24 protein-coding genes and 1 pseudogene are annotated in these 23,749 nt (G+C 71.2%); 5 read left to right on the plus strand and 20 right to left on the minus strand.

Annotated elements, in window-relative coordinates:
- Positions 1-7: 7 nt before the first annotated feature.
- A complete protein-coding gene (locus tag OG867_RS03190; RefSeq protein ID WP_328903432.1) occupies positions 8-964 on the minus strand; it encodes an ROK family protein in 957 nt (318 codons plus the stop codon).
- Between the two features lie 41 nt (positions 965-1,005).
- On the opposite strand from OG867_RS03190, the gene OG867_RS03195 reads away from it, so the two are divergent.
- The 3 genes from OG867_RS03195 to OG867_RS03205 are packed head-to-tail and all read left to right on the plus strand — an operon-like array spanning position 1,006 to position 3,370.
- Positions 1,006-1,812 (plus strand): creatininase family protein, encoded by an 807-nt coding sequence (locus OG867_RS03195; protein WP_328903431.1) that lies wholly within the window; start codon positions 1,006-1,008, stop codon positions 1,810-1,812.
- Between the two features lie 29 nt (positions 1,813-1,841).
- On the plus strand, positions 1,842-2,969 hold the full coding sequence (locus tag OG867_RS03200; protein WP_328903430.1) for an enolase C-terminal domain-like protein: 1,128 nt from the start codon (positions 1,842-1,844) through the stop codon (positions 2,967-2,969).
- Positions 2,966-3,370: a Rid family hydrolase gene (locus tag OG867_RS03205; protein ID WP_328903429.1), complete on the plus strand. Its 405-nt coding sequence runs from the start codon at positions 2,966-2,968 to the stop codon at positions 3,368-3,370. Before OG867_RS03200 ends, OG867_RS03205 begins: the two co-directional genes overlap by 4 nt.
- A 58-nt stretch (positions 3,371-3,428) precedes the next feature.
- On the opposite strand, the gene OG867_RS03210 is transcribed toward OG867_RS03205, so the two are convergent.
- From OG867_RS03210 to OG867_RS03220, 3 genes are all read right to left on the minus strand, one after another.
- Positions 3,429-3,977: an LURP-one-related family protein gene (locus OG867_RS03210; RefSeq protein ID WP_328903428.1), complete on the minus strand. Its 549-nt coding sequence runs from the start codon at positions 3,975-3,977 to the stop codon at positions 3,429-3,431.
- A 66-nt stretch (positions 3,978-4,043) separates the two neighbouring features.
- A complete protein-coding gene (locus tag OG867_RS03215; protein ID WP_406282454.1) occupies positions 4,044-4,832 on the minus strand; it encodes a hypothetical protein in 789 nt (262 codons plus the stop codon).
- The gene (locus OG867_RS03220; RefSeq protein ID WP_406282457.1) at positions 4,832-5,296 is read right to left on the minus strand and encodes a hypothetical protein; all 465 of its coding nucleotides are present in this window, start codon (positions 5,294-5,296) and stop codon (positions 4,832-4,834) included. Before OG867_RS03220 ends, OG867_RS03215 begins: the two co-directional genes overlap by 1 nt.
- A 232-nt stretch (positions 5,297-5,528) precedes the next feature.
- Between OG867_RS03220 and OG867_RS03225 the strand changes: the two genes are divergently transcribed.
- Entirely contained in the window at positions 5,529-6,326 is a 798-nt protein-coding gene (locus OG867_RS03225) for an SAM-dependent methyltransferase (RefSeq protein WP_406282460.1), read from the plus strand.
- Positions 6,327-6,340: 14 nt separating this feature from the next.
- Here OG867_RS03225 and OG867_RS03230 read toward each other — a convergent pair whose 3' ends face one another.
- From OG867_RS03230 to OG867_RS03250, 5 genes are read right to left on the minus strand one after another with little or no spacing between them, the layout of a single operon-like run.
- Complete coding sequence (locus OG867_RS03230; RefSeq protein ID WP_406282463.1) at positions 6,341-6,868, minus strand: hypothetical protein; 528 nt, start codon at positions 6,866-6,868, stop codon at positions 6,341-6,343.
- Entirely contained in the window at positions 6,865-8,286 is a 1,422-nt protein-coding gene (locus OG867_RS03235) for a sensor histidine kinase (RefSeq protein WP_406282466.1), read from the minus strand. Before OG867_RS03235 ends, OG867_RS03230 begins: the two co-directional genes overlap by 4 nt.
- Positions 8,283-8,966, minus strand: coding sequence for a response regulator (locus OG867_RS03240; protein WP_406282469.1), 684 nt, complete (start codon positions 8,964-8,966; stop codon positions 8,283-8,285). The genes OG867_RS03235 and OG867_RS03240 overlap by 4 nt, the downstream gene beginning before the upstream one ends.
- 59 nt (positions 8,967-9,025) lie before the next feature.
- Positions 9,026-10,717 (minus strand): murein biosynthesis integral membrane protein MurJ, encoded by a 1,692-nt coding sequence (gene murJ / locus OG867_RS03245; RefSeq protein WP_406282472.1) that lies wholly within the window; start codon positions 10,715-10,717, stop codon positions 9,026-9,028.
- Complete coding sequence (locus OG867_RS03250; RefSeq protein ID WP_406282475.1) at positions 10,714-11,877, minus strand: lipid II:glycine glycyltransferase FemX; 1,164 nt, start codon at positions 11,875-11,877, stop codon at positions 10,714-10,716. Before OG867_RS03250 ends, murJ begins: the two co-directional genes overlap by 4 nt.
- A gap of 226 nt (positions 11,878-12,103) precedes the next feature.
- Between OG867_RS03250 and OG867_RS03255 the strand changes: the two genes are divergently transcribed.
- Positions 12,104-13,312, plus strand: coding sequence for an Ig-like domain-containing protein (locus OG867_RS03255; RefSeq protein ID WP_406282478.1), 1,209 nt, complete (start codon positions 12,104-12,106; stop codon positions 13,310-13,312).
- Between the two features lie 86 nt (positions 13,313-13,398).
- On the opposite strand, the gene OG867_RS03260 is transcribed toward OG867_RS03255, so the two are convergent.
- The 11 genes and pseudogenes from OG867_RS03260 to OG867_RS03310 form a co-directional block, all read right to left on the minus strand.
- On the minus strand, positions 13,399-14,271 hold the full coding sequence (locus tag OG867_RS03260) for an amino acid ABC transporter permease (protein ID WP_406282481.1): 873 nt from the start codon (positions 14,269-14,271) through the stop codon (positions 13,399-13,401).
- Positions 14,268-14,912, minus strand: a complete 645-nt coding sequence (locus OG867_RS03265) for an amino acid ABC transporter permease (RefSeq protein WP_406282484.1) — start codon at positions 14,910-14,912, stop codon at positions 14,268-14,270. Before OG867_RS03265 ends, OG867_RS03260 begins: the two co-directional genes overlap by 4 nt.
- A 17-nt stretch (positions 14,913-14,929) precedes the next feature.
- Complete coding sequence (locus OG867_RS03270; protein ID WP_328903417.1) at positions 14,930-15,841, minus strand: glutamate ABC transporter substrate-binding protein; 912 nt, start codon at positions 15,839-15,841, stop codon at positions 14,930-14,932.
- A 14-nt stretch (positions 15,842-15,855) separates the two neighbouring features.
- Entirely contained in the window at positions 15,856-16,599 is a 744-nt protein-coding gene (locus OG867_RS03275; RefSeq protein ID WP_328903416.1) for an amino acid ABC transporter ATP-binding protein, read from the minus strand.
- 137 nt (positions 16,600-16,736) lie between these two features.
- Positions 16,737-17,177 carry a DUF6278 family protein gene (locus OG867_RS03280; RefSeq protein WP_406282488.1) on the minus strand — a complete coding sequence of 147 codons (441 nt, stop codon included), beginning with the start codon at positions 17,175-17,177 and terminating at the stop codon, positions 16,737-16,739.
- Between the two features lie 116 nt (positions 17,178-17,293).
- On the minus strand, positions 17,294-18,073 hold the full coding sequence (locus OG867_RS03285) for an exodeoxyribonuclease III (RefSeq protein WP_406282491.1): 780 nt from the start codon (positions 18,071-18,073) through the stop codon (positions 17,294-17,296).
- A 48-nt stretch (positions 18,074-18,121) separates the two neighbouring features.
- A complete protein-coding gene (locus tag OG867_RS03290) occupies positions 18,122-18,781 on the minus strand; it encodes an MBL fold metallo-hydrolase (RefSeq protein ID WP_328903413.1) in 660 nt (219 codons plus the stop codon).
- A 12-nt stretch (positions 18,782-18,793) separates the two neighbouring features.
- Complete coding sequence (locus OG867_RS03295) at positions 18,794-20,071, minus strand: alpha/beta fold hydrolase (RefSeq protein WP_406282494.1); 1,278 nt, start codon at positions 20,069-20,071, stop codon at positions 18,794-18,796.
- 32 nt (positions 20,072-20,103) lie between these two features.
- Positions 20,104-21,210, minus strand: a complete 1,107-nt coding sequence (locus tag OG867_RS03300) for an IS110 family transposase (protein WP_406282497.1) — start codon at positions 21,208-21,210, stop codon at positions 20,104-20,106.
- 381 nt (positions 21,211-21,591) lie between these two features.
- Positions 21,592-21,909, minus strand: a pseudogene (locus tag OG867_RS03305) (transposase); the annotation flags it as partial.
- A 191-nt stretch (positions 21,910-22,100) separates the two neighbouring features.
- The gene (locus tag OG867_RS03310; protein WP_406282500.1) at positions 22,101-23,477 is read right to left on the minus strand and encodes an IS1380 family transposase; all 1,377 of its coding nucleotides are present in this window, start codon (positions 23,475-23,477) and stop codon (positions 22,101-22,103) included.
- Between the last annotated feature and the right edge of the window lie 272 nt (positions 23,478-23,749).

Consider the following 23,749-nt stretch of genomic DNA (forward strand, 5'->3'; position numbering starts at 1 on the left):
GTCCGCCCTAACTCCCCGACAGCACCAGCCCCGCCGCCCCCAGCAGCGTGCCGGTGTCCGCGGCCTCGCCGAGGACCACGCTGGGGAGCTCACCACCGCCGAGCGCGTCGGCGCGCAGCCGCGACTCGACCATCGCCCGGAACGGCTCACCGCCGTCCAGGGCCTCGCCGTGCAGCACGAACAGGCCGCACGCGAACAGCTGCTGCACCGTGGCGAGGCCGAGCACCAGGTTCTCCGCGTAGCGGCCGACGAGGCGGGCGGCCTCCGGCGCGTCGGACGCCACCAGCGCCCCCAGGGTGGCCGCGCCCTGGGCGAAACCGTGCTCGGCTGCCCGCTCGCGCAGCCAGCGCGTCGTCGCCACGGTCTTCCAGCAGCCGCGCCGTCCGCAGGTGCAGAGCTCACCACTCGCGGTGACCGTCATATGGGCGCCGCTGCGGCCGCCGGACGGAGCGAGCACCTCACCCTCGTAGAGGATGCCGACGCCGAGCACCTCACCGGTCGCGACGGAGGCGAAGGAGCGCCGGCCACGCCCCGCGCCGAACCAGCGGTCACCGAGCACCTGCACGCGCGCCCGGTGCTCGATCCGCACGGGCGCGCCCGCCAGGGCCGCCAGCCGGTCGGCCACCGGGTAGCCGCGCAGCGCCGGGGCGTCGTTCACCTCGATGATCCGGCCCGCCACCGGGTCCACCACACCGGCCGCCGCCACGCCGACGCCGAGCAGCGGCTGCCCGTCGAAGACCGCGGCCGCCTCGCGCAGCGCCGCGTCCACCAGCGAAGGGTCCGAGCCGGCCGGGTCGAAGCGGGCCTGTGTCCGGGCGCGCACGGCTCCGGCGCGGGTGAGCAGCGCGGCACGCACCAGACCGGGCAGCACCTCGACGGCGCCCAGCACACCGCCGTCCCGACCGGCCGGCTCGTCCGGCCGCGGGTCGGGAACCAACCGCAAAGGAATACGTTCATGCGCCATGCGCCGACTCTGTCATGCCCCCGGACCGGGGAGACAGCGGCATGACCCACCGCAATCTGACCGAGACCACCTGGCGCGAGACCCGGGCGGCGGCGCCCGAGGCGATCGCCGTCCTGCCGATCGGCTCGCAGGAGCAGCACGCCGAGCACCTGCCGATGGGCACGGACACGATGCTCGCCGACGCCGTGGTCTCCCGGGCCCTGGCCCTGCTCGACGAGCGGGCCGCCGCCGGCGAGGCCGTGCCCACCCTCGTACGCCTGCCGACCCTGCCGTACGGACACAGCCCGCACCATCTGTTCGCGGCGGCGCTCACCCTGTCGGCGCCGGTGCTCGGCATGGTGCTGGACGAGCTCCTCGACTCGCTGGCCGCCTGTGGCTACCGCCGGGTGCTCGTCGTCAACGGCCACGGGGGCAACGACGAGATCATGCGGCTCGCGGTCAAGCGGTTCGCGCTGCGCGCCGAGGTGACGGCGGCCGCGTGCTCGTACTGGACGCTCACCGACACCGGGGAGCCCGCCGACGCGGAGGACCCGGACGGGCTCCACGCCGAGCTGGTGCCCGGACACGCCGGCTGGTTCGAGACGTCGCTGATGCTGGCCGCGCAGCCGTCGCTGGTACGTGCCGAGCGGGCCGGGCACGCGCCGGTCGAGCCGCCGCCCCTGTTCGACAAGCCGCCCTACCCCGGGCTGACCGTGGAGCGGCACGGCGAGTGGGAGCGGGTGGGCGGCGCCACCGACGACGCAGCCGGTGCCGACGCCGCGCACGGTGAGCGCCTGCTCGACCGCCGCGCCCGCGGCCTGGCCCGCGCGGTCCTCGCCTTCGATGCCGCGTCGCGCCCCCTCGCGTGACCCCCGTCCCCTCACACAAGGAAGTACTCATGAAGATCACCGAGGTCGACGTCCACGTCGTCAACCTGCCCCTGGTCAACCCGTTCACCAGCTCCTTCGAGACGAAGACCGGCGAGACACGCACCGTGGTGCGCATCAAGACCGACTCCGGCGTCGAGGGCTGGGGCGAGACGATGTGGGGCCGCCCGGTCGCCGCGATCGTCCGCGATCTCGCCGAGGATCTGATCGGTACCAGCCCGTTCGCCCTGGAGGCATTCCACCGCCGCCACCACATGGTGCCGTTCTTCTACGGCTACCTGGGGTACGCCGCCCTGGCCGCGATCGATGTCGCCTGCTGGGACGCCATGGGCAAGGCCACCGGGCAGTCGGTGACCGACCTGCTGGGCGGCCCGGTGCGCGACGAGGTGCCGCTGACCGCCCTGATCACACGCGCCGACGCGCCCGGGGCCGGTGCGGACGACCGGCCGCGCGCCCTGGCCGAGCACACCGAGCGCGTGGTGGCCGAGGGCGGCTTCACGGCCGTGAAGCTCAAGGGCACCAAGGACGTCGAGGGCGATGTCGCGATCCTGCGGGCCGTGCGCGACGCTCTGCCCGGGGTGAACCTGCGCGTCGACCCGAACGCCGCCTGGTCGGTGCCGGACTCGATCCGGGCCGGGATCGCCCTGGAGGAGCTGGATCTGGAGTACCTGGAGGACCCGTGCGTCGGGATCGAGGGGATGAGCCAGGTCCGCCAGAAGATCCGTATCCCGCTGTGCACCAACATGTGTGTGGTCCGGTTCGAGGACTTCGCGCCCGCGATGCGGCTGAACGCCGTCGACGTGATCCACGGTGACGTCTACAAGTGGGGCGGGATCTCCGCGACGAAGGCCCTGGCCGCGCACTGCGAGACCTTCGGCCTGGGCATGAACCTGCACAGCGGCGGCGAGCTGGGCATCGCCACGGCGGCGCACCTCGCGGTGGTCGCCAGCACCCCGGTGCTGTCGCGTGCCATCGACTCCATGTACTACCTGCACGCGGACGACATCATCGAGCCGCTCACGCTGTCCGGCGGCAGCCTGCGGGTCCCGGACGGGCCCGGTCTCGGCGTCACCGTGGACGAGGACAAGCTCCGCCACTACGCGGGGGTCAACGCCGCGGAAGGAGACCTCACCAAGTGACCGCCGACAGCCACCTCTCCCCGCGCCGCGCCGTCACCACGGCCGGGGCCCCGGCCCCGATCGGCGGGTACAGCCAGGGCATCGCGGCCGGCCCGTACCTGTTCACCTCCGGCTTCGGCCCGCAGGACCCGGCCACCGGCGCGCTCGGCGACACCATCGAGGAGCAGACCCGCCAGGTCCTGGCGAATGTGAGCGCCCTCCTCGCCGCCGACGGGCTCACGCTGGACGACGTGGTCAAGGCGACGGTCCACCTCCAGGACGTGCACCGCGACTTCGCCGGCTTCGACCGGGTGTACCGGGAGCACTTCGGCGCGCCACGTCCGGTGCGCACCACGGTCGGCTCCCAGCTGATGGGCATCCTCGTGGAGATCGACGTGGTGGCGCTGCGCCGGAATCCCTGATCCGGGGTGACGCGCGTGCGGGCCGGACCGTGGTCGTACGGTCCGGCCCGCCGCCCCGTCAGTCCCCGGGGTGGGCCATCGCGTCGATGGCGACCGCCGCCGCCAGGACGGTGGCGGGATCGGCACCCGGCCCGACGTCGAGGCCGTAGGTGTCCCGGACGCGGAACCACTTCTTCGACACCTCGGCCACCTTGTAGCCGTCCCGCTCGATCGTGTACTCGTGGTCGAGGATGTTGCCGACCACGCGCAGGTCCCCGCCGTCCTCCTGCTTGATCCGCCACCGGTCGCGCAGCGGTCCGACGACGGCCTTCTTGACGATGGCCACGCGCTGTCCGTCGGCGTCCTCGATCGCCATCGAGTCCTTGATCCGCAGCGGTCTGCTCTGCACCGTGGCGACACGCAGACCGTCACGGTCCTCGATGTGATACGTCCGGCGCGCCCGGAGCACCTTGGCGTTGACCTTGTACTTGTGGTCCCCCGACTCGTCGTCGATCCAGTAGTCGTCGCCGAGGGAGACCAGCTTCTGCCGCATCCGGTAGCGGGTCACACCCTCACCGTGGTCGAACGCGCGATTGGCGTGTCGGCGGTCTTTGCGCTCCTGGAACATCGCACATCCTTCCAGCCGTCCGTCGAGGGGGCCGGGCAGAAATCGATGACGGCGGTTGCCACTTTCCTATCCCGCTCGCGGCGGTGCCGCATCTTCTGAGGTCGCGGTCCGCTCGCCGCCGCGCAGCCGCTGTCGCAGCCCGCCGAGCATCGGCATGGTCAGACCGGCGAAGAGGAAGAGGACGGCGAGCCCGCTCAGTGCCGGGCTCGCCGCCTCCTCGACGTCGAGGGACCAGGGGCTGCCGAGTGCGTGACAGACGAGGTACGAGCCCTTGGACATCGTGTAGCCGACGCCCAGGACGGCCGCGAGTGCGCACAGGGTGAAGCCGGCGCCGGTCCAGGGGCGGGTGGTCCGGGCCCGGCGGGCGGTGCGGCCGCACATGAAGGCGAGTTCGCCGCAGGTGATCAGAACGTAGGAGAGGTAGACCAGCAGGTAGGCGGCCACGGCCGAGTGGTCGGCGTACGCCGTGGTGAACTCGACGTCCTGGCCGTTCGTGGTGAGGAAGAGTGGGACCATGACGGCCAGCACGACGACGGCCAGGCACACGCGCTGGTACAGGGCGGCGCGCAGGTACTCCGGGCGGTAGGCCAGGTCCACCATCGTCAGCTGCAGTGCCGCGCACCAGAGGATGGCGCAGATGTGCGCCACCAGCTTCCCGGCGTTGTCCAGGCCGGTGACCTCCTCGGCCGCCCCGGCGACCGCGGGGACCGCGAAGAAGACGCCCACGGTGCACACGCCGAACGCGACCGCGATCAACCAGGTGAACACGCGCGGGTGGTGAAGGGCTCTGCGGGCGCAGAGCGCGGTGACGAGCACTCCTGCGACGGTGCAGGCGCCGAATATCATGCCGTCCATCAGAGACCTTCCAGTGCATCGGCCGCGTACTGGGCGGCTTCGGTTTCGGTCCGTCGTCGTCGGGCCCTCTTCGGCTTCTCCGCGCCCGGACCGTCGTCGGGCACGGCGGGGAGGCCGAGGGTTCCGCGCCGGTGTTCCAACTGCTCGATGAATTTGCGGACTTCGCTCTCCGGAAGATCGCCCAGCAGGACGAGCACGCGACGCGCGAGGGGGTTCTCGAAGGCTTCGAGTGCGGCGAGGTCGTCGTAGCCGGGGTGCGGCAACAGGTAGGCGGGCGGCACGTCGCCGAGAGCCTGGCACAGGGCGAGGACGGTCTTGATCGTCGGGTTGTCCTGCTGGCCGCCGGCGAGTTTCGCGATGAGCGCGAATGACGTCGTCGCGGGCGGGTCGGGCAGGTCGTCGACGGCCTGCGACAGGGTGCGGGAGACGTAGGCCCTGCCCCGTGCGTCCCTCCGGTGGGCCATGAGCGACTTCAGCTTGTGCGCGAGGGAGTGCGGTCGCGGGTGCGGCCCTTCGACGGCAGGGCCCCTGCGGGGCTCTCCCTCGTCACAGCTCGCGCTCACGTGGTGATCTCTCTCGCCATCATCGATCGTGCTCGTGTGTACTTTAGTTGACACGTTGTCGGGCGCAAAGGCAGGATCGCAGCATCGGCAGACTCCGGAATCCGACCGCAGCGGCCGCCGAGAGGAGCGCCACTTGAGGCAGCACGGCTTACCCGCCCCGGTGATCGACACCGGTCGGCCTCATTCCGCAAGGATCTACGACTACCTGCTCGGCGGCAAGGACAACTACCGGGTGGACCAGCAGGCCGGCGAGGAGCTCGTGGCCGCCGCGGCCCAGGAGCGGGCCGGTGCCCGGGCCAACCGTGCCTTCCTGGAACGCGCCGTCCGCCATGTCGTCGGCGCGGGCCTGCGGCAGATCCTCGACATCGGCACCGGGCTGCCCCACTCCCCCAACGTGCACGAGGTCGCCCTCGAAGCGGCGCCCGACGTGCGTGTCGCGTACGTCGACAACGACCCGATCGTCACCGCACACGCGGACGCCCTGCTGCGCAGCTCCCCTCTGGTCGGCGTCGCGCTCGCCGACCTCCGCGACCCGCAGACCGTCGTGGACCATCCCCACGTCCGCGAAGTCATCGACTTCGACCGGCCCGTCGCCCTGGTCCTCACCTCGGTGCTGCACTTCCTCACCGACACGCAGGAGCCCCAGCAGGTCGTCGCGACCCTGCGCGACACGCTCCCGGCCGGCAGTTGCCTGGTGCTCTCGCACGCCACCGACGACTTCGCCGACTGCCGAGCGGCACAAGCCGTCTACGCCACCGCGACCACGCCCCTCACCCCGCGCTCCCACACGGAGATCGAGAAGCTCTTCGACGGCTTCGAGTTCCTGACGCCGGGCCTGGTCCCCGTCCCGTCCTGGCGGCCGGACGCACCCGTCGCGGCGGTGCCGGCCACGATCGGCATCTACGGGGCGGTCGCCCGCAAGACCGGCTGAGCGGCCGGAGCGCGTCAGACCGAGCAGTGCGCCGGGCCGATGACGCCGTCCGTGCCCTTCACCGTGACCGCCTCGGTCCGGTCCGCCGTACGGGCCCGGGCCGCCGTGCAGATGAGCTGCTGGCGGGCGGCCTGGGAGAGGCCGGTGACCGGGATGTCCACGGTGACCCGCACGCCGTCCGCGTTCAGCTCGACGCCCACGCGCGTCCGGCCGGTGGGCAGCTCCGAGCGGAGTCCGGCGTCGTGCTCCGTCCTGGTGGGTCCGAGGAAGAGGAGCAAGAGGGCGTCGGGCGCCCCGGTCGACCCGGCCTCCCCCCAGGCCCCGCCGCCGACCTCCACGGTGCGGGCCTTGCGGACGACCGGCATCAGCCGGGAGGCCGAGGACGAGGACACGAAGTACAGCAGGGTGCCGAGCTGGTCGGCCGGGCCCACCTCCACGGTCGCCGGTTCACCCGCCTCCACGACGTCCGTCGCACGGATCCCGCACCCGGTGGCGAGCAGCAGCACGGGCAGCAGCGCGCCGAGCACGCGCCCGCCCCTCACCGCTCCCCCATCGGCAGCGCCACGGTGAACAGCGCGCCGCCCCCGGGCCGGTTCGCCGCGCGGACCGTGCCCCCGTGCAGCCGTACGTTCTCCTGGGCGATGGCGAGGCCGAGACCGCTGCCCGCCGACCGGGTCCGGGCCGCGTCGGCCTTGTAGAACCGGTCGAAGATGTGCGGGAGCACCGCCGCGTCGATGCCCGGTCCGCTGTCCGCCACCTCCACGACGAGCCGGTCGCCTCCGCGTACCCGTACGGTGACGGGCTCCGCGCCGTGCCGCAGGGCGTTGCCGACCAGATTGGCGACGACCACGTCGAAGCGGCGCGGATCGAGCACCGCCCTTACGCCGTCCGGGAGTTCGGTGGCGACCCGGCCCTCCCAGCGGCGGCCCTGAAGGGTCTTGCGCACGGTCTCGGCGACGTCGACCTCGTCCAGGTGCAGCTCGGCCGCACGGGCGTCGAAGCGGGATATCTCCATCAGGTCCTCGACCAGGGTGGCCAGTTTGCCGGTCTCCGTGCTGATCAGGCGGACGGCGGCGGCGGTGTCGGGGCGCAGTTCGCCGGCGTCCTCGTCCAGGACCTCGGTCACGGCGAGCATACCGGCGAGCGGGGTGCGCAGTTCGTGGGAGACGTCGGAGGCGAAGCGCCTGGCCCGCCCCTCGGCCCGGCGCAACTCCTCCACGGATTCCTGGAGCTTGGTGGACGACTCGTTGAACGTCCAGGCGAGGTCGGCGAGTTCGTCGGAGCCGCGCACCGTGATCCGGGTGTCGAGCTCGCCCCTGCCGATGCCCGCCGCCGCCCGGCGCAGGTCTCGGACCGGGCGCAGGACGCTGCGGGAGGCGAGCAGCGCGGGCACCAGGGCGACGAGCAGGGCGGGCAGGGCTCCGTCGCGGGCGGCGGTGACCATGGCGCCCACGTTGGCCTCCTCGGTGGACAGCGGCATCACGGCGTAGAGGACAAGGCCGGTGGGCTGTCTGCCGTCGCCCCGGTTGAAGACGGCGGGCATGCCGACGGTCAGCCAGGGCTTGCCGTCCTTGACGACGCGCTGGAACGAGCCGTGGGTGTTGTCGCGGGTGGCGGTGCGCAGACCGGCGGTGATCACCCCGGAGGAGGACCGGTCCGACGAGGAGGCCCGCAGCTTCCCGTACTCGGCGAACACGGTCCAGCCGCGCCCGCCGCCCGCACGGGCCAGCCCCAGGCAGACCTGGCGCAGTTGCTCCCTGTCGATGGGCAGGCTGACGGCCTGGTCGCCGACCCGGTCGCGGAACTGGTCGACGGCGGAGTCCTGCGCCTGCTGGAGGATCGCGGAGCGGGCCTCGCGGTAGGTGAGCGCGGCGGTGGTGGCGGCGCTGACGGCCGCGACGAAGAGGAACGCCGCGATCAGCCGGGTGCGGAGGCCGAGGCGGGCGGCGAACAGTTTCATGTAAGCGGTCCGAAGCGGTAGCCGAAGCCTCGGACCGTCTGGATGTAGCGGGGGCTGCCGGGGACGTCCTCGATCTTCTGGCGGAGGCGGCGGACGCAGGCGTCGACCAGGCGGGCGTCGCCGTGGTAGCTGTGCTCCCATACGTGTTCCAGGAGCTGCTGGCGGCTGAAGACCTGTTCGGGCGAGGCCGAGAGGTGGAGCAGCAGCTTCAGTTCGGAGGGGGCGAGAAGCAGCCGCTCGCCGGCCTTGGCGACGGCGAGGCCCGCGCGGTCGACGGCCAGTTCGCCGTGCGACTCGATGCCGCCGCGCCCGGCGGGGACGGCGAGGCGGCGCAGCACGGCCCGGATGCGGGCCTCGATGACCTCGGTACGGGCGGGCTTGACGATGTAGTCGTCGGCGCCGGCCTCCAGGCCCACGACGACGTCGAAGTCGTCGCCGCGCGCGGTCAGCATGATCACGGGGAGCTGGCTGGTCTCGCGGATGCGGCGGCAGACCTGGACGCCGTTCATGCCGGGCAGCATCAGGTCGAGGAGGACCAGCTCCGGCCGGAACTCGCCGAGCGCGGCGAGCCCGGCCTCGCCGGTGCCGACGGCCCGCAGCTCGTGGCCGCGCCTGCGCAGGCCCAGCTCGACCCCTTCGCGTACGGAAGGGTCGTCTTCTATGAGGAGCACGCGAGGCATGGCGTCAGAATCCCAGCGATCAAGGAACGGATGCGAACAGGAGGGCGGCGCGGGCCGGTTCAGCCGCGCCGCAGCCGGCCCCGGGCGGCGTTCAGCGCGGCGCTCACCTCGGTGAGCCGCAGCGGCCGGGCCAGCCCCGCCACGACCAGCGCGAGGACGACGGTCCCGGCGCCCAGCGCGGCGAAGTCCCCCAGGCCCGAGCCCTCCGTGTCGACGGCGCGGGCCGCCCCGTACGCCAGCGCACCGGCCGGCACGGACGCGGCCACCAGCCGCACATGCGCCCACATCCCGGGCGAGCGGCCGAGCGGGAGGCGCGGCGCGCCGGGCGGGGAGAGCCTGCGGTGCAGCACGTACGCGGTGACGGCGAAGCCGGTGAGCAGGGCCACGGAGTACGCGCCCGCCATGCCGGTCACCGCCCAGCGCGCGGGCAGCGTCAGATAGGCGGCGACCGAGAGCCCGGCGTTGAGGGCCGCGATGACCAGGTTCAGCAGGAACGGGGTGCGGGTGTCGCTCATCGCGTAGAACCCGCGCGAGAGCACGTACTGCCCGGAGAAGGCGATGAGCCCGGGAGCGAAGGCGGCCATCATGCCCGCCATCACCGTGATGTCCGCCGGGCCGGTGCGCCCGTAGCCGAAGACCGAGCCCATCACCCAGGGCGCGAGCGCCAGCAGCAGCGCGGCGGCCGGGACCACCACGGCGGCGGAGGTGCGCAGCGCGTACGAGAGGTCGCGCCGCACCCCGGTGAGGTCGCCGCCGGCCGCCGCCCGGCTCATGCGCGGCATCAGCGCGGTGACGAGGCTGACGGTGACGATGCCCTGCGGGACGACCCAGAGCTGGTAGGCGTAGCTGTACGCGGTGTAGCCGGCGCCGCCCGCGAGGTTCTGGTCCGCCGCGTGCTGGCCGCTCGTGGTGGCGAGGCGGGTGATCACCCAGTACGCGGCCTGGTTGGTGAGGACGAGCATGACGAGCCAGCCGGCGGCGCGCAGCGGCCGGGTCAGTCCGCTGCCGCGCCAGTCGAACCGGGGCCGCCAGCGGAACTTCGCGGCGCGCAGCGAGGGCACCAGGGCGAGGCTCTGCACGGCGATGCCCGCCGTGGTGCCCCAGCCCAGCCACTGCGCCTGCGCGGGGGTGAGGGTGCCGTCTGAGCTCGCCGCCGTCCAGAGGTAGAGCCCGAACACGGCGATGATCACGAGGTTGTTGAGCACCGGCGTCCACATCATCGCGCCGAACCGGTCGCGGGCGTTGAGGACTTGGCCGAGGAGCGTGAACAGGCCGTAGAAGAGGATCTGCGGCAGGCAGTAGCGGGCCAGGGCGATGGTGAGTTCGGCCTGGTCGCCGTCGTAGGTGGGGGCGTACACCTGGATGATCAGCGGTGCGCCGAGGACGGCCAGCGCGGTGAGGGCGAGCAGGCCCACGGTGCACAGGGTGAGCAGGCGGTCGGTGTACGCGGCCCCGCCGTCGCCGTGCTCCTTGGCGGCGCGGACGAGTTCGGGGACGAAGACCGCGTTGAGGGCGCCGCCGATGAGCAGCATGTAGAGGATGTTGGGCACGGTGTTGGCGACGGTGTACCCGTCGGCGCGCAGTCCGGTGCCGAGCGCGGCGACGACGACCGCCGAGCGTATGAACCCCGTGGCCCGCGAGACGATGGACCCGGCGGCCATCACGGCACCGCTGCGCAGCACCGAGCCGGAACCGCGCGCGCCGCTCTCCTCGGGGGCGGCCGCCTCCGGGGCGGTGCCGGCGGCCGTCACCGGCGTGCCAGGTACGCCTGGAACGCCCGGTACAACGTGTTGTTGGCGGCTCCGCCCACCGATGTCTCCCACTCTCCGAGGGTCTCCACGACCTCCCCGCCGGTGCCCAGCTTCCAGCGCAGCAGCCCGAAGGGCCGGTCGTGGGGGTCGAGGGTGGAGGATACCCCGCGCATGTCGTACACCTCGGCGCCGCCCGCGAGGGCGTCGCACATCATCTGCCACTGCAGGGCGTTGCTGGGGCGGACCTCGCGGCGGTGGTCGGCGGAGGCGCCCGTCTGGTACCAGACCCGCCGGCCGGTACTGATCATGGTGTGGGCGGCCAGGATCTCCCCGTCGTGCACGGCGAGGCAGAGTTTCATCCGGCCGGGCTCCTCGGCGTTGAGCACCGCGTGCTGGCGCTGGTAGTAGCCGAGCGAGCGGCCGAGCCGGAAGCCGTCGCGCTCCTCGGTGATCCTCAGCAGCCGGTGGAACTCGGGCAGTTCGGCGGCGCTCCCGGTCACGATCCGCACCCCGGCCTTCTGCGCGCGGCGGACGTTGCGGCGCCACTCCTGGTTGAGCCCGGACCACAGGTCCTCGGTGGTGCGCCCGGCGAGCGGTACCCGGAAGACGTACCGGGGCTGGGCGTCCGCGTCGTCGCCGTCCCCGCCGCAGCGCCGCCAGCCGCGCGCCCGCAGCCGGTCGGCCACGGCGGCCCCGAGCGGGTCGACCTCGCTCGCCAGGACGTCGCCGACGGTGCGCCCCGGGCCGGTGGCGGCCTTGAGGCGGGCGCCGGTCCAGCGGCGGTAGGCGGGGCTGGGGCCGATGCGTACGGCGAAGGCCCCGGCCGCGCGCAGGTGCGCGAGCAGGGGGCGCAGCCAGCGGTCCATTCCGGGGTCGGCCCAGTCGGCGGCCGGGCCCTCCGGCAGATAGGCGAAGTATTTCCGGGTCCCCGGGAATTGCCGGTAGAGGACGAGTGCGCTGCCGTTCAGGGTGCCGTCGTCGCCGTGCCAGCCGAGGCTTTCCGAGGACCAGCCCTCTTTCACCCCGGCCCAGGAGGGGTGCTGCAGGAAGCCGGCGTCGGCCCGCGTGGCCAGGTGGGCCCGGTGCTCGTCGGCGGTGAGGCCGTGGATGCGCAGGTCCCGTTCCCTGCTGCGGTCGCCGGTCGCGAGCAGCGCTGACATGTCGGTGGCCCTCCCCCTCGTGGGCCCCGCGGTCTGCTCTGCGGGGCTGCACAGGATGCTCACAGCGGTCCGTGACGGGCCCGCGCGCCGAATGTGACCGGACCATGACCGTTGCGCTGCGCTTCCCGTCACACGGGGAATTCCTGCTTTTCCGCGGATTTAGGGAACTTAGGCTCCGGTGCGTTCCTCTTCACCGATGACCGCGTACGGCCCTGGAGGTTTTCCGTTGATTCCCGCATTCCTGATACCGGCGCGCCCGCAGCACCCCGCCCGGCTCGCGCTGATCGCCGGCTGCGCGGTGCTCGGCGTGACCCTCACGGCCTGTTCCGGCGGCGCCGCCGCGTCGGACAAGAACGGCGACACGGCCCCTTCGAGGGCGGCGGCGCGGGCCTCCATCTCGGTCAGCCTGCACGGCACATCGGCCGCCGCGGGGAAGCCGGTGACGGTGACCCTGGCGGCCGGGAAGCTGAATGAGGTGACCGTCTCGGCCGGGAAGGACGGCGTGCTCAGCGGCCGGATATCCGCCGATGGGCGGACCTGGACGTCCGACCGGGCGGCGGCACCCGGCACCGCGTACCGGGTGGAGGCGCGCGACACCTCGGGCGGCAGTGACACGGCCTCGTTCACGACGCGGGCGGCGGACAAGGTGAACAAGCTGACGCTGGCGCCCGGCAAGAACACGACGGTGGGCATCGCCCAGCCGCTGTCGATCGTGTTCGACAACCCGGTCAAGAACAAGGCGGCCGTCGAGAAGGCCCTCAAGGTGTCGACCTCGAACCACACCGAGGGCTCCTGGGGCTGGCTGCGCGACTACTCGGGCCGCGACCGCGTCGACTGGCGCCCCAAGGAGTACTGGAAGTCCGGGACGCGCATCACGCTGGACGCCGAGCTGAACGGCGTCGACTCGGGCCAGGGCGGCGGCTTCTTCGTACGGGACTACGCGACGACGTTCACGGTGGGCGTGAGCCAGCTGGTGAAGGTAAACCTGGACCGGCACCGGCTGGCGCTGAAGCGGGACGGGCGCACGGTCATGGACGTGCCCGTGTCCGGCGGCACTCCGGGCGGCGACAAGCGGTCGTGGCGGGGGACGGCCGTGCTGATGGCGAAGGAGGGCACGATCAACATGCGCTCCGAGACGGTGGGCCTGGGCCACACGTACGACAAGATGGTCGACTACTCGATGCGGCTGACCTGGTCGGGCATGTACGCCCACGCCGCGCCGTGGAACGCGGCGTACTTCGGGGTGGCCAACCACAGTTCGGGATGTGTCGGGATGAGCGACGCGAACGCCGCCGCCCTCTACCGTCAGGCCCACGTCGGCGACCCGTTCGAGATCACGGGCGCGGAGACCAAGGGCACGGTCGCGGAGGGCAACGGCTACGGGGCGTGGAACGTCTCGTGGGACGAGTGGCAGACGAGGAGCGCCCTCGGCTGACCGGTCCGCCGGCGCGCAGCTGACCTTCTTCCCGCGTGCGAGAAGTGATCACCGGCTGCTGCCGGGCGGACCCCGCTCCCGTCTTTCTACCGCCCTCCCGGCATTAGCGTGCCGGGCTGCGCCGGTCCGACGCCCACCGCCTCCGTCTTCGGATTGCGCCGTTGCCGCCTCGCCACCCAGGTGGCGAACCAGGAGAGCAGCATGCACATCCCGATGTAGATCGGTGAGATCACCATCACCACGGGGATGAAAGGCAGATCGTAGTCCAAATTGGAGGCGATGAGCTTGCCCGCGTGGAGGAATTCCTCGTACGTGATGAGGTAGCCGAGCGAGGTGTCCTTCAGGGCCACCACCAGCTGGCTGATGATGGTGGGCAGCATCGCGCGGATCGCCTGCGGCGCCAGGACGAAGGTGGTGACCTGCGTCTTCCGCATGCCCAGCGCGTACGCCGCCTCGCGCTGGCCGCGCTCCACGGAGTTGATGCCGGTACGGAACACCTCGGCGAGCACCGAGCCGTTGTAGAGCGTCAGTCCGGCGACCAGCGCGGGAAGCGGCTGTACCTTCAGCGCCACGAAGATGAAGAAGATCATCACCAGGACGGGCATGGCGCGGAAGAACTCGACGAGGATCGTCGCCACCCAGCGCACCGGGCGGTGTTCGGACAGCCGCCCGACCGCGAGGGCGGCGCCGAGGGCCAGCGAGAGGACGGCGGCGTACGCGAACGCCTTGAGGGTGTTGCCGAGTCCGCGCAGCAGGAGTTCCTGGATGCCCTTGTACTCGAAGGGCGTCCACTTGGCGGCGGTGAACTGGTCGGTGTCGAAGAGGAGATAGATCACCCAGCCGATCAGCGCGAGGATGAGGACCGTCGACACGATTCCGTAGAGACGGTGCCGTTTACGGGTGTGCGGCCCCGGGATGTCGTACAGGGCGTTGGCGGTGGGTGCGGTGTGGGCGGTCATCGGGCGACTCCCCAGCGCTTCTCCATGACGTGGAACAGCGCGCTGATGCCGAGGGTGATGATCAGGTACCCCACGGCGATCCACACGAAGGTCCAGATGATGCTGTATCCCAGCTCGTTGAGGGTCTTGTAGGTGCCGAGGAGTTCGGTGACGCTGAACGCCCCGGCGATCGCCGAGTTCTTGGCGAGCGCGATGAGCGTCGAGCCGATCGGCGGGATCACCGAGCGGAACGCCTGCGGCAGCACGATGGAGCCGAGGCTCTGTCCGAAGGTCATCCCGAGGCTCCGGGCCGCCTCGCCCTGCCCGGTGGGCACGGTGTTGATGCCGGAGCGCAGCACCTCGCAGATGAACGCGGAGGTGTAGCAGCCCAGCGCGAGGATCGCGAACACGTTGAACGGCAGGACGAGCCCGAAGCGCGGCAGGCCGAGGAGCACGGCGAAGAAGAGCAGGGTGAGCGGGGTGTTGCGCAGGACCGTCACCCACACGGTGCCGAACACCCGGAGCGAACCGACGGGCGCCACCCGGAAGGAGGCCATGACGAAGCCCAGGACCAGCGCCAGGATCGAGGCGTAGACGGTGAGTTCGAGGGTGCCGAGGAAGCCCTTGCCGTAGAGCGAGAAGTTGTCGGTGAGTACGTCCATGGGAGCGGGCCGTCCTCTCAGTTCGCCGGGTAGCGGTCGATGGGCGGCGGCTTGGGCGCGGGCGCGCCGGACAGGCCGAGCGTCGCGTCGAACGCTTTCTTCCAGTTGCCGTTCTTCTCGTTGGCCTCCAGCGCGTCGTTGAGTGCGAAGCGCAGGGCGTTGTCGCTGCGCGGGACCCCGATGCCGTACGGCTCCTCGGAGAAGGGTTTGCCGACGACCTTCATCTCGTCGGGCGCCTTGGCGGCGAAGCCGAGCAGGATCGCGTCGTCGGTCGTGACGACGTCGACCTGGAACGTCAGCAGGTTGTCGACACAGATCGAGTAGGTGTCGTACGAGACCAGCTTCGCCTTCGGGTAGTCGGCGGCGATCCGCTGGTACGGGGTCGAGCCCGCGGCGGAGCAGACCGTCTTGCCGGCCAGGTCCTGGGGGCCGTGGATGTCGTCCTCGTCGGAGCGCACCAGGAGCCCCTGGCCCGCCATGTAGTAGGGCCCGGCGAAGCCGACGAGCTTCTTGCGCATGTCGTTGATGGTGTAGGTGCCGACGTAGTAGTCGATCTGCCCGTTCTGGAGGGCGGTCTCGCGGTTGGCGGAGGCGATCGTCTTGAAGCGGATCGTCTTCGGGTCGAAGCCCAGCGAGGCGGACATCATGCGGGCGATCTCGATGTCGAAGCCGGAGTAGACGCCGGTGGCGGGGTCCTTCTCGCCCAGGTAGGGCTGGTCCTCCTTGGCACCCACCCGGAGGTAGCCGCGCTTCTTCGCGTTCCGCCAGGTCCGGGAGTCGGGCAGCTCGAAGCCCTTGTCGACCTGGTAGACGGGCAGTTGGTCGGCCTTCGGACCCTTGACCGGCGGGCTGCCCTCCTTGCCGCAGCCGGCGGCGAAGAGGGCGAGCAGGAGGCCGGCACAGGCGGCCAGCAGTTTCCTCGTACGCAACTCAGGTCCTCCCGTCAGTGCTTGAGGATCTTGGACAGGAAGTCCTTGGCCCGGTCGCTCTCCGGGGAGGTGAAGAAGTCCTCCGGGGTGCGGTCCTCCACGACGCAGCCGTCGGCCATGAAGACGACCCGGTTGGCGGCGGAGCGTGCGAAGCCCATCTCATGGGTGACGACGACCATGGTCATGCCCTCACGGGCGAGCTGCCGCATCACTTCGAGGACCTCGTTGATCATCTCCGGGTCGAGCGCCGAGGTCGGCTCGTCGAACAGGAGCGCCTTGGGGTCCATGGCGAGGGCGCGGGCGATGGCGACGCGCTGCTGCTGTCCGCCGGAGAGCTGGGCGGGGAACTTGTCGGCGTGCGCGGCGAGCCCCACCCGGTCCAGGAGTTCGCGGGAGCGCTGGTCCGCCTCGTCCTTCTTCCGCTTGCGCACCTTGACCTGGGCCAGGGAGACGTTGGCGAGGACGGTCTTGTGCGCGAAGAGGTTGAACGACTGGAAGACCATGCCGACTTCGGCCCTCAGCTGGGCCAGACCCCGGCCCTCCTCGGGGAGGGGTCTGCCGTCGACGGTGATACGGCCCGACTCGATGGTCTCCAGCCGGTTGATCGCCCGGCAGAGCGTCGACTTCCCGGAGCCGGACGGGCCGATGACCACCACCACCTCCCCGCGGCCGACGGTGAGACTGATGTCCTGCAGTACGTGCAACTTTCCGTAGTACTTGTTGACGTCTCGCAGCTCGATCAACGGATCGACGGCCATACGCTGCCCTACCCACTTGTCGCTCGGTCGAGGTCAGCGCAAACTAACCAGCCCGGCAAGGGACTTCTCGACCGACACGCACCAATGGGGCAAAAGGATTCTTATCGCTTCGCGCAGTCCGCCGCGCGGAGAGCGGGTCAGCCCTCGGCCGACTCCGCGTACACCTGGGAGAGTTCGGGGCTGCCGGAGATCGCCCAGTCGAGGCCCGCCTCGACCACGTCGATCTCGCGGCCGGAGGCGAGCCGCACGACGGGCTGACCGCTCGGCCAGATGTGCCAGTGCGCCCCGTCGACATTGCGCACCAGGACCGTACCGAGGTAGAGCCCGGCGTCGTTGCCCAGCCAGGGCAGCTCCTCCGGGTCGTCGCGCCAGCGCGGCACCAGCTGGTCGAGGGCCGTCAACGAGGCGGGGCTGTCGTCCAGTTCGATGCCGCGCTCCCCCACCCGGACCCGGAGCAGCTCGCATTCGGCGAGCAGTCCGGCCACGCCCTCCGGATCGGCGTCGACGGCGCCCACGAGGCCCGCCTTCCGCGTCCCGTCGTGACGCTTACGCCAGTTGTCCAAGAAAGGGATGTTCATACCGCTCAGAATCGCATCCCGGCGCGCCTGCGCACCACAGGGCGCGCGGCCTGTCGTTCGAGTGCCGAACACCACACGGTCACCGCGCGTTCACGGAACGCGGGCGCCGGGCCCGCTCAGAGGTCGAGGTCGACCACGACCGGGGCGTGGTCGGAGGCGCCCTTGCCCTTGCGCTCCTCGCGGTCCACGTAGCTGTCCTTGACCGCTGTGGTGAAGGGGGCGTTGCCGTAGACGAGGTCGATGCGCATGCCCTTGTTCTTCGGGAAGCGCAGCTCGCGGTAGTCCCAGAAGGTGTACGGGCGGTCGTACTTCAGGGGGCGGGGCATGACGTCGGACAGGCCCTCGGCGCGCAGGGCGGCCAGGGCGTCGCGCTCGGCGGGCGTGACATGCGTGGCCCCCTCGAAGAGGGCCGGGTCCCAGACGTCCTCGTCGGTCGGGGCCACGTTGAAGTCGCCGAGCACGGCGAAGGGGGCCGCACCGGCGGCGTCGTCGGCCACGGCCTCGCGCAGCGCCTCCAGCCAGCGCAGCTTGTACGCGTAGTGCTCATGGGCGACCTCGCGGCCGTTGGGCACGTACACCGACCAGAGGCGCACCGGGCCGCAGGTCGCGCTGATGGCGCGGGGCTCCTGCGCGTCCTCGTAGGCCGGGCCGTCGGGCAGGCCGAGGACGATGTCGGAGAGACCGGCGCGGGAGATCAGCGCGACCCCGTTCCACCGCCCGTTGGCGTTGACCGCGGACTCGTAGCCCGCCTCGCGGAGCGCGTCGGCGGGGAACTGCTCGGCGGTGCACTTGGTCTCCTGGAGGCACAGCACGTCGGTGCCGCTGCTCTCCAGCCAGGCCAGCAGCCTCGGCAGGCGGGCGGTGATCGAGTTGACGTTCCAGGTGGCGATGCGCATGTACGTAAACCTAACGCCTGCCACTGACAGCCGCCGGGGCGGCGGCCGTCACAGGCCCGTCGAGTCGCCCGGTGCCATGCGGCCGTGGTCGGAGCCGCCCAGCTCGCCGATCTGCCGGTCGTAGATCGGCCGGGCCAGGTCGGTGAGGAGCGCGTCGTGGATGTCGATCGCACGGCGCGGCTTCACCTCGCGCACGTAGTCGATCACTTCGGAGATCTTGTTCCACGGGGCCATCACGGGGAGCAGGAGCGTGTCGACGGCCCGGCCCGGCACCGTCAGGGCGTCGCCGGGGTGGAAGACCTGTCCGTCGGCCAGGAAGCCGATGTTGGTGACGCGCGGGATGTCCGGGTGGATCACCGCGTGCAGCTCGCCGTGCACCTCGATGTCGAACCCGGCGGCCGAGAAGCTGTCGCCGTGGCCCACCGTGTGGACGCGCCCCGGGAAGGCCGCGCTCAGCCGCTCCGCGACGCTGCGCAGGGTCCAGACCCGGGCCGCCGGGTCGGCTTCGAGACCGGCCCGGATCCGGCCCTCGTCGAAGTGGTCGGGGTGCTCGTGCGTCACGAGGATCGCCTCGGCGCCGATCGCCGCGTCGCCCTCCGAGAAGCCGCCCGGGTCGATGACGAGCGTGCGCCCGTCCTTCTCCAGACGGATGCAGGAGTGCGACTGCTTGGTCAGGGTCGGCGCGGTGTTCCCGGCGTGGCTGCTCATAGGGCCATCCTGCTACGCGGGCGGCGTCGTTTCCGCCCGAATCACCGACTGCGCGATCGTGAAGGCGGCACTCGCGGCCGGGACGCCGCAGTACACGGCCGTCTGCATCAGCACCTCCCGGATCTCGGTCGGCGTGAGTCCGTTGCGCAGGGCGGCCCTGGTGTGCGCGGCCAGGCTCTCCATCCGCCCGGAGGCCACGAGCGCGGTGAGCGTGACGGTGGAGCGGGTGCGCCGGTCCAGCCCTTCCCTGCTCCACACCTCGCCCCAGGCGTACCGGGTGACCAGCTCCTGGAAGTCCTCGGTGAAGGCGTCGGCGGTGGCCAGGACCCCGTCCACCTGCGCGTCGCCCAGCACCTCGCGCCGCAGCCGCATGCCCGGCGCGTACGGGTCGGGCCGCCCGCCGGCCGCGGCCTCGGGGGCCGGTCCGGCGGGGGCGATCTCGGCGACGGGCTGGACGGGGGCGGAGAGCCGGGGCACGGAGTCGGGCATCGGGATGGCCGCCTGGGTGTCCTGCCAGGCGGTGGAGAAGTGGGTGAGCAGGAGATCGGTGACCGCCCCGGGCTGCTCGACGGGCGCCAGGTGCGAGGCCGCGGGCACCAGCGCGAGCCGGGCGTCCGGGATTCCGGCGACCAGGGTGCGCGCGTCGCCGGGCCCGGTCACCCGGTCCTCCGCCCCGACCACGACGAGGGTGGGGACGGGGATGCGGCTCAGTTCCGTACGGACGTCGAACGCGGCCAGGGCTTCGCAGGCGGCGATGTAGCACCCCGGGTCGGTGGTCCGCACCATCTGGACGGCCCACTCCACGATGGCGGACTGCGCCGCGGCGAAGGCGGGCGTGAACCAGCGCTCGGGCGCGGTGCGCGCCATGGGCTCCAGGCCGTTCGTACGGACGATGACGCCGCGCTGCCGGAACTCGTCGGCGCTGCCGAACCGGGCCGAGGACGCCACCAGGGCGAGCGCGGCCACCCGGTGCGGGTACCGCAGCGCCAGGTCCGCGCCGATCGCCCCGCCGATGGAACACCCCACATACCCGAACCGCTGGACCCCGACCCCGTCGAGCGTCGCGAGCAGCCGGTCCCCCAGCTCCGCCACGGCGGTCGCGGGCCGGGCGGGGGCGCCGCCGTGACCGGGGAGGTCGTACCGGAGGACTCTCCAGTGTTGGATGAGCTCGGGTATCTGGCGATCCCACATGTGCCATGTAGTACCCAGTGAGGGGCCGATGACCAGGACCGGGGCGTCTTCTGGCCCGTCAAAGCGGTATTGCAGGGTGTTCGGCGGTGTATCACTCACGCCCCGCACCCTCTCACGTCTCACAGACGCCCCTATGACACGGGGGTGCGAGACACCGGTCTGACCAGGTTGAAGACCTCGCGGGCGGCGTATCGCTTGAGGCATCGGATGATCTCACGTCGGGTCTTTCCCTCCTGGGTGCGGCGTTCGTAATACGCCTGGGTTCGTGGGTCGTGGCGTAGTCGGGTGAAGACGATGCGGTGCAGGGCGGCGTTGGCCTGGCGGTCGCCGCCGTGGTTGAGCCGACGCGTTCTTCGCCGGCCGGAGGAGTACTCGATGGGGCTGACTCCGCAAAGGGCAGCAAAGGACGCCTCCGTGTTCAGCCGCTCGGGGTTGTCTCCCATGGTGATCAGGAGAGTGACGGCGCTGTCCGGGCCGATGCCCACCGGTTCGAGCAGCTGTGGAGCGTGGAGTTCGACGAGCCGGGTCAGGCGTTGGGTCAGCTCGTTGATCTGAGCGGTGAGCTGTTCGATGCGCTCGGCGAGCATGCGTAACGTCATGTGGGTGGCCTGGGTCACCGCCTCCTCGTCTCCCCCACCGTCGGGTGGACCAAGGCGCGCGCAGGTGCGGAACAGCTCGGCGTTGCCGAGGCTGGACATTCGTTCCCGCAGGGCGGGGTCGGCGATGACCAGGACGGCCTTGAGCTGGTTGATCGCCTGGGTGCGGGCCTTGACCGCGGAGTCCTTGGCAAGTTTGTAGATCCGGGCGCTGTGCACGGGTCCGTCGCCGGATTTGGCCTGGGCCCGGGCGCGCCCACTGAGCACCGCTCGCGCGGCGGCCTGGGCATCGAGCGGGTCCGACTTGCCGAGCAGACGGCGGGCCGAGCGGTCGGGCCGGTTCACTTCGAACACCTGGATCTGCTGAGCGAGCAGATATCGGGACAGGCCCGCGCCAAAGGTGCCCGTTCCCTCCACACCCGCCCGGCGCACCGTCCCCCGTTTGCGGGCCCAGACGAGCAGCTGCCGGTAGCCGGCCGCCGTCGCTGGGAAGGACTCGGTGGCCAGGATCTTTCCCAGCGGGGAGATGACGGCCGCGACATGGACTTCGCCGTGCGTGTCCACGCCCAGGACGACCTCGCGCCGAACGGGCGGATCCGTATCGGAGGAGGAACTGTGCTTTCTACTCGTCCTACTGGTCATGGTGGTTCACCTTCCGCGTCATAACGTGCTGAGTAGTCGACACTGGCCCGGGCGGTCTGAACTGTGATGGCGCCTGATCATCGGCAAAGCCCCTATGGGGACACGCCCTGTGGCTCGGTGACAGCAAGCACCGTCCCGCTACGACAGTCGACAGGCCCGTGACTGGACACTTCGGTCATAAGTCTCATGAGTCAGACCCCGTCCGGGATGGCACTGCACAACCGTCGCATCGATCGGGGTACGACGGTATGACTCGATCACTGGCGGATGACTCCGGCCGAACCGACGCTCAACTTGACTGAAAACGCCGACAAGGCGTTGGCTCTCGTCCACTTCTGACCGGTATTTCGTGGCCAGCAGCCCTCAGGTCGGCACCGACTACGGTAGTTCTTCGCCTTTGCGGCTGCGGTGCGAGATGACAAGTCCGGTGCCAGGGTAGCCGCCGTTGGCGATCGTCATGGTTCTGCCGACGGCGGCCTTGGCACCGGATTCCTCCCATGCCTTGGAGTCATTGCGATTCCCGGCGAGCGGCCAGCCGATCATGACGACCAGGCGGGTGTCGGCGTCGATGACGACCTGGTGGTTGGTGGAGTTTCAGTAATTCTTGGACTGCGCGGCGATGGTGTGGTCGCGGGTGGGGACCAAGGTGCCGTCCACGATGAGCACGGCGTCCTTCGCGAACCGCGCGCGCTGCTGGAGCTGGCGGGGCTGGGGGAAACCCCTACCTAACCTCGATCTTTCGTGACGGTCCGTCGGTTTCTCCGGCGGACCGTTTCGGTTGTTCAGGCCGGTGGTGGGCAGGGTGACGGCCCGGCTGTCGCGTCGGGTGGGCGCCGGTTTCCACAGCTCCGGTCGGGGTGGTGCTGCTCGCAGGGACGGGAAGGTGCTGGTCAGTCCGGGTTCGGGAGAGCTGCGAGCCGTGCCAGGGCATCGGTGATCACGTCGGTCCAGGGCCAGTGGCGTGCGAACCTCAGGCGTCGGCGGCGGGCGGTCGTGACGATCTGGGCGGCGGCTGAGAAGAGGCGGAGCCGGAGGCGGCGGGGTTCCCACCTGCGGGCCTTGCCGGTCAGAGCGAGCATGGGCATCCAGGCCAGCAGGTCGAGGGCGAGCTGGATGATCTCCAGCCAGATCTGGTTCTGCGCGGTGTCGTGCAGGGGCAGGTTGCGCAGGCCGGTGGCCCGCGCGGCACGGATGCGGTCCTCGGCTCGTGCGCGTTGGCGGTGCCGCAGTTCGAGTGCGGCAATGGGGATGCCGGTGGTGCTGGTGGCGAACGCGGTGAGCCGCAGGCCGTCGGCGTCGGTGAGCCGCAACTGGGCGCCGGGGTGGGGTCGTTCCTTGCGGACGATCAGCCGCATTCCCTTTGGCCAGCCGTCCAGGACATCGCCGGCCAGTTCGGCGACCCAGGCGCCGTCGCGGATCTCACCTTCCGGTTCGACGGCGGGTGTCCACGCGGCGGCCGGGACCTTGAGGACGGCCTGGTGAATCTGCTCGGTGACGGTCATGCCGACCGAGTACGACAGCCACCTGCCCCGCTGGGCGAGCCAGGCGACGAACTCGTGGGTGCCGCCCGCGGAGTCGGTACGGATCAGCGTCTGGCGTCCGCGCCGGTACCTTTTCGGCAGCTGAGCCAGGGCGAGTTGGGCGGTGGTGATGTGGTCGGCGGCGGTATTGCTGCCAGCGTTCCCGGGCCGCAACAGCGCGGCCACCGGCTCTCCGGTGCCGCCGCTTCCGTGATCGACGAAGCCCATCAGCGGGTGGTGTCCGTAGGTCTTCTTCCAGGTCGCTGTGGCGTCCTGCTTGTCGGAGTGGGCCAGCACGAGCACCCCGTCCAGGTCCACGATCACCTGCCCGGTGGTGTCCGGCGACGAGGCTCCGGCCAACTTCCAGACGTGCTTGCGCACTTCGGCCCGTGCTGACCGGATCGCGGTCAGGGCCTTCGGACCGGCCGCGGCCAGGGTGTCGACGAGGCGGGAGACAGTCGGGTCGGAGGCCACCGGCCCGAACACGGCCGGTTCGGCCCGCAGCATCCCGACATCCGCGAGGCAGTCCCCGCCCAACGCGACCGCGAGGGCCACATCCAGCACGGTCTTGCCCGGATCGTGCACCGCCCGGTCCTTCCGCCACGGCGCCAGCGCCGCTGATATCGCGGTGCCCAAGCCGACCTTGCGGACAGTCTCGACCAGCACCACGCCCCCGGCCTGGGAGACCACCGCCCGGCCGCCGCCCTCGATGCGGACACGCGGGTACGACCCGATACGCTTCTTCACCTGAGAAGTGCTTCTTTCCACGGCACGATCTGGACCCTCGACAAGTCCTATCGTTGCAGGTCAGGAGCACTTTTCGTGTTTTCGATCACGCTTTGGACAGCCCACTTCGTGAAAGCCCGAGGCTAACCTCGAAGTTTCGTGACGGGCCGCCGACGGAGTCGGTGGCCCGTTTTCGTGCCGTGTGCTGAGGCTGGGCAGGCCGAGGGCCCGAGTGTCGTCTCGGGGTGGCGCCGGGTTCCACTGCTCCGGGTGTTGAGCTGCTGTCGCAGGGA

This window comes from Streptomyces sp. NBC_00209 (genome assembly GCF_045206345.1).
In the GTDB taxonomy this organism is placed as follows: domain Bacteria; phylum Actinomycetota; class Actinomycetes; order Streptomycetales; family Streptomycetaceae; genus Streptomyces.